Genomic DNA, 13,327 nt, shown 5'->3' on the forward strand with positions numbered 1-13,327 from the left:
TTATGGATATCCTCGTCCTGCTCATCCCGCTCAGCCTCGTCCTCGTCGGCGTCATCGCCTGGGTGCTGCTGTGGGCCGCCAGAAGCGGCCAGTTCGACGATCTCGAAGGCCCGGCGCACAGCGTCATCATGGACGACGACACGCCGCCGCCTCCGGACGACGCACCCAAACCGTAAGCGCATCGCCTATGCTGGGAGCTTTCCGTTCCAGGAGGCTGCCGCCGGAATGAGCCCGCCCATCCTCTGGTATTTCGCCGACCCGATGTGCTCGTGGTGCTGGGGGTTCACCCCGGTCATCGAAGCCGTGCGGGACGCCTACCGCGAGCGCATGAAGATCGCGCTGGTGCTCGGCGGCCTGCGTCACGACACGACGCCGATGTCGCCCGCGCAGCGCGACGAGATCCTGCATCACTGGCACGCCGTCCAGGCCCGCACCGGCCAGCCGTTCCGCTTCGACGGCGCCTTGCCTCCGGGCTTCGTCTACGACACCGAACCGGCCTGTCGTGCCGTCGCAACCGTCGCGGGGTTCAACCCCTCGCTGACGTTTCCGATGTTCAAGGCGATCCAGACGGCGTTCTACGCGCAGGGCCGCGACGTCACGCAACCCGACGTGCTGGCCGACGTGGCGGCGGAGACCGGCGTGAGCCGTGGCGCCTTCCGGAGCGCATTCGACGGCGAGGCGGCACGCCACCGGACCCAGGCGCATTTCCGCCACGCACGCCAGGCCGGCGTGCGCGGCTTCCCCACGCTGATCGTGCAGCACGACGCGAAGCTGGACACCCTCAGCCAGGGCTGCGAGTCGCTGGAGTCGGTGCGCGCGGCGATCGACGCCACCCTGCCGTCTGCTGCGTGATTCGCCCGGAGGCCGCTAGAATCGCTGCTTCGCCTTCCGGAGCCCTGTCGATGATCCGCGTGTCCCTGCTCTCGATCCCCCTGTTCCTCGCCGCGATCGTGTTCGGCATGTCCGGCTGCGGCGCCGGCGAGCCCGGCAAGCAGACCGTCTCGACCGCGCCGGCACCAGGCCAGCCGCCCAATCCGCGCGTGCTGATCGAGACCAGCCAGGGCGACATCACGGTCGAGCTGTTCCCCCGCAACGCCCCCAAGAGCGTCGCCAATTTCCTCGGCTACGTGAAGCGCGGCTTCTACGACGGCACGATCTTCCATCGCGTCATCCCCGGCTTCATGATCCAGGGCGGCGGCATGACCGCGGACCTGGCCGAAAAACCGCGGGGCGCCCCGATCCCGAACGAAGCCGACAACGGCCTCAGGAACCTGCGCGGCACGCTGGCGATGGCACGCATGGCCGATCCCGGTTCGGCGTCCTCGCAGTTCTTCATCAACGTCGCGGACAATCGCTTCCTCGACCATCACGGCAAGAGCGACGACACCTGGGGCTATGCCGTGTTCGGCCAGGTCACGAGCGGCATGGACGTGGTCGACGCGATCGTCGCCGTCCCGCGCGGCAGCCGCGGCCCCTACGACGACGTGCCGAACGCGCCCGTGGTCATGAAGCGCGTCAGCGTGCTGCCCGCGGCGGCCGCCGTTCGACCCGAACCGGTCGAAGGCGCCAAGCCCTGAACGCCCCCGCCAGACTGCTGCTGCTCGCCCTCGCCGCCGCGCTGGCGGTCGCGCTGGGCCTGATGGCCGGCGCGCTGCCAGCGGACCGCGCACTGGCGCTCGAGATCCTCACCGAACTGCGCGGTCCGCGCGTCGGCGTGGCCTTCGCCTGCGGCGGCTTGCTGGCGCTGGCGGGCGCGCTGATGCAGACGCTGTTCCGCAACCCGCTCGCCGAACCGTACCTGCTCGGCGTTTCCGGCGGCGCCGGCCTGCTTGCGCTGTTCGGCATGGCCGCCGGCCTCGCCTGGCCGTGGATCCCGGTGCTGGCGCTGGCCGGCAGCCTGCTGGCCCTGGGCCTTGCCGCCGCGCTCGGCGGCCGCCTGCTGGCGCGCGACCATACGCCGCTGCTGCTCGCCGGGGTCATGCTGGCGGCAGGATTCGGCGCGCTGATCGCGCTGGTGCTCGCGATCGCGCCGGCGGAACGCCTGCCCGGCATGCTGTACTTCCTGATGGGCGATCTCGCCTGGAGCGGCAATGCCGCGCTGCCTCTGGCGGCCTTGCTGGTCGCGGTGGCGGCGGCGCTGGCCGTGGCGCGCCGGCTCGACGTGCTGCAGCTGTCGCCGCTGAAAGCGGCCTCGCTCGGCGTACCCGTGGCGCCGACCCGCTGGATGCTGTTCGGCCTCGCCGGCGCCTGCACGGCGCTGGTCGTGGCGCAGGCCGGCAGCATCGGCTTCGTCGGCCTGATGGTGCCGCACGCGCTGCGCCGGCTCGGCTTCGCGGGTCACCGCGTCCTGCTGCCCGCCGCCGCCCTCGCCGGCGGCAGCCTGCTGGTGCTCGCCGACGCGCTGGCGCGGACGGTGATGGCCCCGCGCGAACTGCCCGTCGGCGTCCTCACCGCGCTGCTGGGGGTCCCGGTCATGCTGTGGCTGCTGCGCCGCCGATGAGTCTTGCCGCGTCGTCCCTCACCCTCACGGCCGGCGCCCGCACGCTGGTCGACTCGCTCGATCTCGCGCTCGATGCGGGCGAGGTCGTCGGCATCCTCGGCGCCAACGGCGCCGGCAAGTCGACCCTGGTCAGCGTGATGGCCGGGCTCGCCGCGCCCGCACGAGGCGAGGTCAGGCTCGATGGCCTGGCGCTCGACCGCCTCGCGCCGCTCACCCGCGCGCAGCACATCGGCCTGCTGCCGCAGGGCGACGAGGGCGACTTCTTCGGCAGCGTCGCCGAGTTCGTCGCACTGGGCCGTCACCCGTTCGGATCGGCGCCCTTCGACTGCGCCCCGCATCTCGCCCGGTGGGAACTCGCCGACCTTGCCGGCCGTGCCTTCGCCACCCTGTCCGGCGGCGAGCGCCAGCGCGCGCGGCTCGCCCAGCTGGCCGCGCAGCAGCCGCGCTTCGCGCTGCTGGACGAACCGCTTACCCATCTCGACCCCGCACACCAGGCCCGCCTGCTGGCGTGGGCGCGTACCCAGGCCGACGCCGGCGGCACGGTCGTGCTGACGTTGCACGACCCCAACTGGGCGGCCTGCCATTGCGACCGCCTGCTGTTCCTATACGGCGACGGCCGCTGGCGGCTGGGTACGCCCGCCGAGCTGCTGACACCGGCTGCGCTGGAGGCGCTGTACGGCCCCGGCACGGCGGCGCTGTGGCGGCAGGGCAAGCAGGACCAGCCTGTATAATCGCGCTTTAGGTTTTCGACATCCCCGCCCTCGCGCATCCCATGATCCGCCGCATCATCAGCAAAGTCTTCGGCCGCAAGTCACGCGCCGCCTCCAAGGGCGCGCAAATCCTGCCGCTCGCCGCGCACGGCATCCGCCGCGACCAGCTCGACGACTGTGCGCTCAAGGTCTGCGAGACGCTCGCGGCCTCGGGATTCAAGGGCTATGTGGTGGGCGGCGCGGTACGCGACCTCCTGCTCGGCACGACGCCCAAGGATTTCGACGTCGCCACCGACGCCACCCCCGAGCAGGTGCGCAAGCTGTTCCGCCGCTCACGCATCATCGGCCGCCGCTTCCAGATCGTGCACGTGATGTGCGGTCGCGAAACCATCGAGGTGACGACCTTCCGCGCCAACGGCCAGAAGGAGGCCGAGGACGAGGACGAGCGTCCCACCGACGAGCACGGCCGGCTGCTGTCCGACAACGTGTTCGGCAGCATGGAGGACGACGCGGCGCGCCGCGACTTCACCATCAACGCGCTCTACTACGACCCCGCGCGCGAGGAAGTCCACGACTACTTCGGCGGCGTCGACGACTGCAGGAAGCGCGTGCTGCGCATGATCGGCGACCCCGAGACACGCTTCCGCGAGGACCCGGTGCGCATGCTGCGCGCCGCGCGCTTCGCCGCCAAGCTCGACTTCCACATCGACGAGGCGACGCGCCGGCCCGTCGCCACGCTGGCGCCGCTGCTGGCCAACATTCCGCGCGCGCGCATCTTCGACGAGGCGCTCAAGCTGCTGTTGTCCGGACATGCGCTGCGCGGGGTGCACCAGCTGCGCGCCGAGGGCCTGCACCACGGCATGCTGCCGCTGCTCGACACCATCCTCGACGACCCGACGGGCGAGCGCTTCATCACCGCGGCGCTGAAAAGCACCGACGAGCGCATCCAGTCGGACCGCCCGTCTTCGCCGGCCTTCCTGTTCGGCACGCTGTTGTGGCCGCAGGTGGTCAAGCGCTGGCGCGATCTCGAAGCCGCCGGCGAGAAGCCGCAGCCGGCCCTGTTCCTGGCGATGGACGAAGTGCTCGACGCGCAGCGCAGCCAGCTTGCCATTCCGCGCCGCTACGACGGCATGATGAAGGAAATCTGGGGATTGCAGCCGCGCTTCGAGCAGCGCGGCGGCCAGCGCCCCTTCCGCCTGCTGGAGCATCCGCGCTTCCGCGCCGCCTACGACTTCCTGCTGCTGCGCGCCGAGTCCGGCGAAGTGCCGGCGGAGCTCGGCGACTGGTGGACGCGCTTCCAGGACGCGGACGAGGACACCCGCGCCGGCATGCTGATCGCCGACAGCGGCCCGAAGCCGCGCCGCCGCCGCAAGCGCAGGAAGCCGGGCGAGGGCGACGGCGAGGCGCACCCGGCATGAGCGTGATCGCCACCATCGGCCTCGGCGCCAACCTCAACGACCCCGCGGCGCAGGTGGAATACGCACTCGCGGAGCTCGGCCGCCTGCCCGGCACCCGCCTCGTCGCGCGCTCCGGCCTGTACGCTTCGGCGCCCGTGGGCTACGTCGACCAGCCCGATTTCATCAACGCGGTCGCGCAGGTGGAGACCACGCTCGCGCCGCGTGCGCTGCTCGCCGCGCTGCTCGACATCGAGCACCGCCACGGACGCGAGCGCAGCTTCCGCAATGCCCCGCGCACGCTCGACCTCGACCTGCTGCTCTACGGCGCGGCGCAGTTCCACGAGGACGGCCTCACGCTGCCGCATCCGCGCATGCACGAGCGCGCCTTCGTGCTGCTGCCGCTGCTCGAGATCGATCCCGACACCGTCATCCCCGGACGCGGCCGTGCCGCCGACCGGCTGCCCGCCTGCTCCGGGCAAGGCGTGACGCTCCTTCCCCTCCCTGCCGCCGCAGTCAACGCATGAGTCTCGACCGTTACCGCTACCTCGTCGTCGAAGGGCCGATCGGCGCCGGCAAGACCAGCCTCACCCACAAGCTGGCCGAACGCATGGGCGCCGAGACGCTGCTGGAAAACGCCGCCGACAACCCCTTCCTGCCGCGCTTCTACCAGGAGCCCAGGCGCTATGCGCTGCCGACGCAGCTGCACTTCCTGTTCGACCGCGCGCGCCAGCTGCGCGATCTCGCGCAGGGCGACCTGTTCCGTGCCGGCACCGTCTCGGATTTCCTGATCGACAAGGACATGCTGTTCGCGCGCATGAATCTCGACGACGACGAGTTCGAGCTGTACCAGAAGGTCTACGCCGACCTCGCGCCGCAGGCGCCGACGCCCGACCTCGTGATCTACCTGCAGGCGCCGGTCGACGCGCTGCAGGAGCGCGTCAAGCGCCGCGGCATCGAGTTCGAGCAGGGCATGGACGCGGGCTACCTGCAGCGCCTGGCCAACAGCTACAGCGAGTTCTTCCACCGCTACGAGGCCGCGCCGCTGCTGATCGTCAACACCACGAACCTCAATTTCGCCGAGAACGCCGCCGACTTCGAGCTGCTGCTCGAACGCGTCGAGAAGATGCGCGGCCCGCGCGAGTTCTTCAGCCGCGCCGCCTGAGATGCGCGTGAACCTGTCCACCCTCAGGTCGATGCGCACGAACGGCGAGAAGATCGCCGTGCTGACCTGCTACGACGCCAGCTTCGCGCGCGTCCTCGACGCCGCCGGCGTCGACGTGCTGCTGGTCGGCGACTCGCTCGGCATGGTGGTGCAGGGCCACGCGTCGACCCTGCCGGTGAAGCTCGCCGAGATGAGCTACCACACGCGCTGCGTCGCCGCCGGGGCCGAACGCGCCTTCATCGTCGCCGACCTGCCCTTCGGCAGCTACCAGCCTTCGCCCGCGCATGCATTCTCCGCCGCCGCACGCCTGATGGCCGCCGGTGCGCACATGGTGAAGCTGGAAGGCGGCGCCGTCATGGTCGACACCGTCGCCTTCCTCACCGGGCGCGGCATCCCCGTATGCGCGCACGTGGGCCTGCTGCCGCAGTCGGTCAACCAGCTCGGCGGCTACAAGGTGCAGGGGCGCGACGAGGCCGCCGCCGCGCAGCTGATCGCCGATGCGCGCGCGCTCGAGGCTGCCGGCGCCGGCCTCGTCGTGCTCGAGATGGTGCCCGCCACGCTGGCGAAGGCCGTCACCGAGGCGCTGACGATCCCCACCATCGGCATCGGCGCCGGCCCGGACTGCTCCGGACAGGTGCTGGTGCTGTACGACATGCTCGGCCTCTATCCGCGCGCGCCGAAATTCTCGAAGAACTTCCTCGCCGGCCAGGACGGCATCGAGGGCGCGGTGCGCGCCTACGTTGCGGCGGTGAAGAACGGCAGCTTCCCTACGGCCGCAGAATCATTCTGAGTTGATGCTCGCGAAAGCGATTCACAAGACGGAAAGGAGAAACGGGGAAACCCGAGCGGGTGGGAATGCCGTTCACCCGTTCGACAGGCTCACGACGCGGCCTGAGCTTGTCGAAGGGCATCTCCAAGCGGGAGCAGGGCTTCGACAAGCTCAGCCCGAACGGCGGACTTGCTCCACGCTTCTTCCCGCCCTCCCGTCTTCCTCGTAGATAGGTATGAAGCTCGTCCACACCGCCGTCGACCTGCGCGCCGCACTCGCCGGTGCCCGCGACACGGCCTTCGTCCCCACCATGGGCAACCTGCATGCCGGCCATCTCGCCCTGGTCGAGCGCGCGAAGCAGCTCGGCCAGCCGGTGGTCGCAAGCATCTTCGTCAACCCGCTGCAATTCGGCGCCGGCGAAGACTTCGAGCGCTATCCGCGCACGCTCGCCGCCGACTGCGAGAAGCTCGCCGCCGCCGGCTGCGACCTGGTGTTCGCGCCCGAGGTCGCCGAGATGTACCCGCAGCCGCAGACCTATGCCGTGGCGGTGCCGGACCGCATCGCGAACGACCTCTGCGGCGCCTTCCGCCCCGGCCACTTCAATGGCGTGGCGACCGTGGTGCTGAAGCTCTTCAACCTGGTGCAGCCGCGCGTCGCGGTGTTCGGCAAGAAGGATTACCAGCAGCTGCAGGTGATCCGCGACCTGGTGCGGCAGTTCAACCTGCCGGTCGGGATCGAGGGCGTCGACACCCTGCGCGAGGGTGACGGCCTGGCGATGAGCTCGCGCAACGGCTACCTGTCGCAGGCCGAGCGCCTGCAGGCGCCGCAGCTGCAGCGCGAGCTCGCCGCGACCGTCGCCGCCGTGCAGGCCGGCGAGCGCAATTTCGCCGCACTCTGCCGCACGGCTGCCCGCCACCTCGCCATGGCCGGCTGGCGCGTCGATTACGTCGAGCTGCGCGACGCCGCGACGCTGGCCGCGCCGACGCCCGACAGCCGCCGCCTCGTGGTGCTGGGCGCGGCCTGGCTCGGCGCCACGCGCCTCATCGACAACCTCGACTTCGCCCTCGACGCCGCCGGCTGAGGCCGGGAACACCCTTTCGGGAAGCGGGTCAAAAAACGTATAATGTTCGTCCTTTTTTGTGATTGAGAGGGCACCGTCATGCAAAGAACGATGCTCAAGTCCAAGCTGCACCGGGCGACCGTCACGCATTCCGAGCTGCATTACGAAGGCTCCTGCGCGATCGACGAAACCCTGCTGGACGCGGCCAACATCCACGAGTACGAGCAGATCCAGATCTACAACGTCACCAACGGCGAGCGCTTCACCACCTACGCCATCCGTGCCGCGCGCGATTCGGGGATTATCTCGGTGAACGGCGCCGCCGCGCACAAGGCGAATCCGGGCGACCTCGTCATCATCGCCACCTACGCGACCTACAACGAGATCGAACTGGCGCGCTACGCGCCCGAACTGGTGTACGTGGACGCGGACAACCGCATCATGGACACGCGCCACGAGATTCCGGTCCAGGCGGCCTGAATCCCGGAAAGCAAGACACGAAAGGCCGGGCCCGCCCCGGCCTTTCGTCTTTCTGCAGCGCACGACGGCAGCTTGAGCCGTTGACTTGCCCGTCGATAGAATCCACGATAGCCGAAGGGGATAGACCATCATCAGGGACGGCACAAGGACATGGCCGGAAGCACGCCGAACGAGCGAACATCGAGCGAAGCCGAAGCGCGCTATCGCGCACTTTTCGACTCGATGGACGAAGCCGTTGCGGTCAATGAGGCCGTATTTGACGCTCACGGGGAACTCGTCGATTGCATAGTCCTCGATGTGAATCCGGCCTTCGAGGTGCATGCGCCCTACCAAGCGGCTGAAACGGTCGGGCAGCGCGTGACCCGGCTCGGCTGGGTGAGTCCCGAGCGCCTTCGCTCATGGGGCCGCGCTCACGTCTCGGCAGCGCAGCCCGCACGCTTCGAATACTTCCACAAGCCGAGCGGACGCTGGTTTTCGGTGCTTGTCACGCCGATCGTCGACGGCCGTTTCTTCACCATTTTCAGCAACGTCACCGAACGCAAACGGGTGGAGGCCGACTTGCTCGACAGCGAGACGCTGTTGAGTTCGCTCATCGCGACCATGAGCGAAGGTGTGGTCATGGAGGACGCGGACGCGCGGATTCTCGCCTGCAACCCCGCGGCCGAGCGGATCCTGGGGCTCACCGCCGAGCAGATCATGGGGCGGAGCTCGTTCGATCCACGCTGGCGGGCCGTGCACGAGGACGGCACGCCGTTCCGCGGGGAAGACCATCCGACCGTGACCACCCTGCGTACCGGCGAGCCTCAGCATGACGTGACCATGGGCGTGCACAAGCCCGACGGCAACCTGACCTGGATCTCCACCAATTCGCAGCCGATTTACCACCCGGGCGACGACGGACTGAAAGGGGTGGTGGCGTCGTTTCACGACATCACTGCGCGCAAGCGGGTCGAAGAGGAACTGCGTCGCAAACAGGCGATGCTGGCGCGGACGGAGAACATCGCGCATATCGGAAGCTGGGAATGGCATGTGGACACCGACACGGTCACCTGGTCGGACGAACTGTTCCGCATCTTCCAGCTCGCCCCCGGCGACGGGGCGCCGTCATTTGCCGAACAGTCGCGACTCTACCATCCGGAGGACACGGAACGGCTGAGAGCCCTGGTGGACGATGCCGTCAGGTCGGGTACGCCCTATGAGATCGAGTTACGGGTGATCCGCAAGGACGGCGAGATGCGCGTCTGCCTTGCCCGGGCCGTGGCCGAGATGGGCCCCGACGGACGCGCCCGCTATCTCGTTGGCTCGCTGCAGGACATCACCGAGCGCAAGCGGTCGGAAGAGGCCATTCATCAACTCGCCTTCTACGATCCGCTGACGGGGTTGCCGAACCGCCGCATGCTTCAGGACCGGCTGCACACGGCCATCGTGGACAGCGCGCGCAGCGGCCGGTTCGGCGCCTTGCTCATGCTCGATCTGGATCATTTCAAGACGATCAACGATACGGGCGGCCATCCCCTCGGCGATCACCTGCTGCAGGACGTCGCGCACCGCCTCCGACGCGGCCTGCGTGAAGGCGACGCAGTCGCCCGCCTCGGCGGCGACGAGTTCGTCGTGATCCTGGAGGAACTTGGCGGCCAGTCGGAAGAGGCTGCCATTCAAGCCAGGACCATCGCCGAGAAGATCCGGCTCGACTTGTCACAACCGTATTCGCTGCAAGGAAAGGAGTGCCACTCCACGGTCAGCATCGGCATCAGCCTGTTCCAGGCGGGCTCGGAAAACATCCAAGACCTGCTCCAGCAGGGGGACCTGGCCTTGTACAAGGCCAAGGCCGCGGGACGCAACACCACCAGCTTCTACGAACCGGCGATGCAGGCTGCCCTGGAGCAGCGTTTCTCCCTGGAAGCCGATCTGCGTCAGGCGCTCAAGCTTCACCAGCTTCAGCTCTACCACCAGATCCAGGTCGACGTGACCGGCCGCCCGTTCGGTGCCGAAGCGCTGCTCCGTTGGCAGCATCCGGAACGCGGCTTCGTTACCCCGGATCATTTCATCCCCCTGGCCGAGGAGAGCGGGCTGATCCTGCCGATCGGTCTGTGGGTATTGGAAACCGCCTGCGCGCAACTCAAGGCATGGGCGGGCAACCCGGCGACCTGCGACCTCACCTTGGCCGTGAACGTCAGCGCGCGGCAGTTCCGCCAGGCGGACTTCGTGGCGGCGGTCGAAAGCATCATCCAGGCGAGCGGCGCATGCCCTTCCCGGCTCAAGCTGGAGCTGACCGAAAGCGTCGCCATGGACGATTTCGAAGACTCCGTGACGAAAATGAATGCCTTGCGGTTGCTGGGCGTGCATTTTTCGATGGACGACTTCGGGACCGGGCATTCGTCACTGTCCAACCTGAAGCGCCTGCCGCTGAGCCAGGTCAAGATCGACCGCTCGTTCGTGCGCGATATCGCCAGCGATCCTAATGATGCGGCGATCGTGAACACCATCATCGCCATGGGCCGGACCATGGGGTTGCAGGTCATCGCAGAGGGCGTGGAGACCGAAGAGCAGCAAGACTTCCTCAGGCGGCATCACTGCGACGCGTTCCAGGGATATCTGATTGGCCGGCCGGTCCCGGCCGACGAACTCGAAAAGCAGATCGACGCATTCGCACGCCGCTGATCGGGGATGCCGTGCAGCCGCCTGCGGCCGCCGTCACACGTCGTCGCCAGCCTCGCGCCGAAGCGGCATCCCTGCGCGCCGCAGCGTGAAAGCCTCCCGCTGCGACTGCCCTCCTATTTCAGTTTCCAGATCTCCGCGTTGTACTCCTGCATCGTGCGGTCGGTCGAGAAGTAGCCGCTCGATGCGGTATTGAGGATGCTCATGCGCGTCCAGTGAGCCGGGGCCTGCCATGCCTGCGCGACGCGCTCCTGCGCATCGACGTAGCTGCGGAAGTCGGCCAGCACCATCCAGGGATCGTGCGGGCTCAACAGGGCATCGATGACCGGGTCGAAGATCCCCGGCTCGCAGAGGTTGAAATGCCCCGAACGCAGCAGATCGAGCACGTCGCGCAGGTCGGAATCCTGCTCGACGTAGCGCTGCGGCTGGTAGCGCGGGCGCAGCGCCTCGACCTCCTCGGCCTTCAGGCCGAACAGGAAGAAGTTGTCCGCGCCGACGGCATCGAGAATCTCGATGTTGGCCCCGTCGTAGGTGCCGATGGTGACGGCGCCGTTCATCATGAACTTCATGTTGCCGGTGCCGGACGCTTCCTTGCCGGCGGTCGAGATCTGCTCCGACAGATCGGTCGCCGGCGCGATGATCTCCATGCTGGTGACGCGATAGTTGGGCAGGAAGGCGACCTTGAGGCGCCCGTCGACGTCGGGGTCGCTGTTGACGACGTCGGCCACGCTGTTGACGAGCTTGATGATGCGCTTGGCCATCGCATAGCCGGGTGCGGCCTTGCCACCGATCAGCACGCAGCGGTCGATCCAGCCGTCGAGCCGGCCGCGGTTGATGCGGTTGTAGAGGTGGATCACGTGCAGCACGTTGAGCAGCTGCCGCTTGTACTCGTGGATGCGCTTCACCTGCACGTCGAACAGCGCGTCCGGGCTGAATTCCACCCCGCACTCGGCCTTGACCAGCGCGGCGAGGCGTTCCTTGTTCGCGCGCTTCACCGCGCGCCACCGGGCCTGGAATGCCGGGGTGTCGGCGAGCGGCTTCAATTTCTCCACCTGCGCGAGGTCCGCCACCCAGCCTTCGCCGAGCTGCTCGCCGATCAGGGCCGTCATGCCTGGATTGGCGTGCGCGACCCAGCGGCGCGGGGTGACGCCGTTGGTCTTGTTGTTGAACTTCTCCGGCCACAGCTCGACGAAGTCGCGGAACAGGCCTTCCTGCAGCAGGCGCGAATGCAGCGCGGCCACCCCGTTCACCGAAAAGCTGCCGACGATGGCGAGCCACGCCATGCGCACCTGCCGCACCGGCTCCTCCTCGATGATCGACATGCGCCGGCGGCGTTCGATATCGCCCGGCCACTTGACCGCCACCTCGCGCAGGAAGTGCGCATTGATCTCGTAGATGATCTCCAGCGGCCGCGGCAGCAGGCGCTCGAACAGCGCCACCGGCCACTTCTCGAGCGCCTCGGGCAGCAGCGTGTGATTGGTGTAGGCCATGCACTTCGACGTGACCGCCCAGGCCGCGTCCCACGGCATGATCTCCTGATCGAGCAGCAGGCGCATCAGTTCCGCCACCGCGATGGTCGGGTGCGTGTCGTTCATCTGGAACACGTTGTGCTCGGCGAACGTCGACAGGTCGCTGTTGCCCGCCGCACGCCACTGGCGCAGCGCGTCCTGCAGGCTTGCCGAGGCGAGGAAGTACTGCTGCCGCAGGCGCAGTTCCTTGCCGTTCTCGCTGCTGTCGTTGGGATACAGCACCATCGAGATGTGCTCGGCGTGGTTCTTCGCCTGCACGGCTTCCGAATAGCTGCCGGCGTTGAACTCCTCCAGGTCGAACTCGTCGGTGGAGGCGGCCTTCCAGAGACGCAGCGTGTTGACCACGTGGTTGCGATAGCCGGAGATCGGCATGTCGTAGGGGATCGCCAGCACGTCGCTGGTGTTCGCCCAGCGCGCGCGGGGACGCCCTTCCTTGTCGTGGAAATGCTCGGTGTGGCCGCCGAAGGGCACGCGGCAGGTGAATTCGGAGCGCTCGACTTCCCACGGATTGCCGTCGCGCAGCCAGTGGTCGGGATCCTCGACCTGATAGCCGTTCTCGATGTGCTGGTGGAACATGCCGTACTGGTAATGCAGCCCGTAGCCCATCACCGGCAGGTCGAGCGTCGCGCAGCTGTCCATGAAGCAGGCGGCGAGGCGCCCGAGGCCGCCGTTGCCGAGACCGGCATCCGGCTCCAGTTCGGCGACTTCTTCCAGCGTCTGGCCGAAGCGGTGCATCGCCTCGCGCGTCGCCTCGTCGAGCCCGAGGTTGAGCACATGATTGGCAAGCGCACGTCCGATCAGGAATTCGAGGGACAGGTAATAGCCGCGCCGGCGCCCCGGCCGGTCGCGCGCGGCGTAGGTGTTCATCCAGTCGGCCATCATATGATCGCGCAGCGTCCACGCCAGCGCCTTGTACGTATACACCGGCGGGCAGTTGCGCATGATGCGCCCGAGGTGGTAATGCTGATAGCGCTGGATGTCGTGCACGATCGCCGCACCCGTCGCGGGCAACGGCTTCAGGGCGACGGCATGGGGCGCCGAAGTGGACTCGTCTTGCATGGG

At 68.3% G+C, this 13,327-nt stretch carries 13 protein-coding genes; 12 read left to right on the top strand and 1 reads right to left on the bottom strand.

The genetic code is table 11. The features are described 5' to 3' along the window. The first annotated feature begins 2 nt into the window (after nucleotides 1-2). The 12 genes from ccoS to VA613_RS11255 all read left to right on the top strand — a co-directional run bounded on the left by ccoS (nucleotide 3) and on the right by VA613_RS11255 (nucleotide 10,739). The gene (gene ccoS, locus VA613_RS11200; RefSeq protein WP_324779098.1) at nucleotides 3-176 is read left to right on the top strand and encodes a cbb3-type cytochrome oxidase assembly protein CcoS; all 174 of its coding nucleotides are present in this window, start codon (nucleotides 3-5) and stop codon (nucleotides 174-176) included. A gap of 49 nt (nucleotides 177-225) precedes the next feature. Next, nucleotides 226-852, top strand: coding sequence for a DsbA family protein (locus VA613_RS11205; protein WP_324779099.1), 627 nt, complete (start codon nucleotides 226-228; stop codon nucleotides 850-852). Nucleotides 853-902: 50 nt separating this feature from the next. After that, nucleotides 903-1,577 (top strand): peptidylprolyl isomerase, encoded by a 675-nt coding sequence (locus VA613_RS11210; protein WP_324779100.1) that lies wholly within the window; start codon nucleotides 903-905, stop codon nucleotides 1,575-1,577. A 62-nt stretch (nucleotides 1,578-1,639) separates the two neighbouring features. Then, nucleotides 1,640-2,500, top strand: a complete 861-nt coding sequence (locus VA613_RS11215) for a FecCD family ABC transporter permease (protein WP_324779101.1) — start codon at nucleotides 1,640-1,642, stop codon at nucleotides 2,498-2,500. Further along, complete coding sequence (locus tag VA613_RS11220) at nucleotides 2,497-3,231, top strand: ABC transporter ATP-binding protein (protein WP_324779102.1); 735 nt, start codon at nucleotides 2,497-2,499, stop codon at nucleotides 3,229-3,231. The genes VA613_RS11215 and VA613_RS11220 overlap by 4 nt, the downstream gene beginning before the upstream one ends. Nucleotides 3,232-3,272: 41 nt before the next feature. Beyond that, the gene (gene pcnB, locus VA613_RS11225) at nucleotides 3,273-4,628 is read left to right on the top strand and encodes a polynucleotide adenylyltransferase PcnB (RefSeq protein ID WP_324779103.1); all 1,356 of its coding nucleotides are present in this window, start codon (nucleotides 3,273-3,275) and stop codon (nucleotides 4,626-4,628) included. Further along, on the top strand, nucleotides 4,625-5,131 hold the full coding sequence (gene folK / locus VA613_RS11230; RefSeq protein WP_324779104.1) for a 2-amino-4-hydroxy-6-hydroxymethyldihydropteridine diphosphokinase: 507 nt from the start codon (nucleotides 4,625-4,627) through the stop codon (nucleotides 5,129-5,131). Before pcnB ends, folK begins: the two co-directional genes overlap by 4 nt. After that, entirely contained in the window at nucleotides 5,128-5,769 is a 642-nt protein-coding gene (locus tag VA613_RS11235) for a deoxynucleoside kinase (RefSeq protein ID WP_324779105.1), read from the top strand. Before folK ends, VA613_RS11235 begins: the two co-directional genes overlap by 4 nt. A 1-nt stretch (nucleotide 5,770) precedes the next feature. Further along, complete coding sequence (gene panB, locus VA613_RS11240; RefSeq protein ID WP_324779106.1) at nucleotides 5,771-6,559, top strand: 3-methyl-2-oxobutanoate hydroxymethyltransferase; 789 nt, start codon at nucleotides 5,771-5,773, stop codon at nucleotides 6,557-6,559. Between the two features lie 214 nt (nucleotides 6,560-6,773). After that, nucleotides 6,774-7,619: a pantoate--beta-alanine ligase gene (gene panC / locus VA613_RS11245; protein ID WP_324779107.1), complete on the top strand. Its 846-nt coding sequence runs from the start codon at nucleotides 6,774-6,776 to the stop codon at nucleotides 7,617-7,619. 78 nt (nucleotides 7,620-7,697) lie between these two features. Then, a complete protein-coding gene (panD, locus tag VA613_RS11250; protein ID WP_324779108.1) occupies nucleotides 7,698-8,078 on the top strand; it encodes an aspartate 1-decarboxylase in 381 nt (126 codons plus the stop codon). A gap of 150 nt (nucleotides 8,079-8,228) precedes the next feature. After that, nucleotides 8,229-10,739, top strand: a complete 2,511-nt coding sequence (locus VA613_RS11255) for a sensor domain-containing protein (protein ID WP_324779109.1) — start codon at nucleotides 8,229-8,231, stop codon at nucleotides 10,737-10,739. 113 nt (nucleotides 10,740-10,852) lie between these two features. On the opposite strand, the gene VA613_RS11260 is transcribed toward VA613_RS11255, so the two are convergent. Then, nucleotides 10,853-13,324, bottom strand: a complete 2,472-nt coding sequence (locus tag VA613_RS11260; RefSeq protein ID WP_324779110.1) for a glycogen/starch/alpha-glucan phosphorylase — start codon at nucleotides 13,322-13,324, stop codon at nucleotides 10,853-10,855. Between the last annotated feature and the right edge of the window lie 3 nt (nucleotides 13,325-13,327).

The sequence above is a fragment of the Thiobacillus sp. SCUT-2 genome, from assembly GCF_035621355.1.
Taxonomy (GTDB): domain Bacteria; phylum Pseudomonadota; class Gammaproteobacteria; order Burkholderiales; family Thiobacillaceae; genus Thiobacillus; species Thiobacillus sedimenti.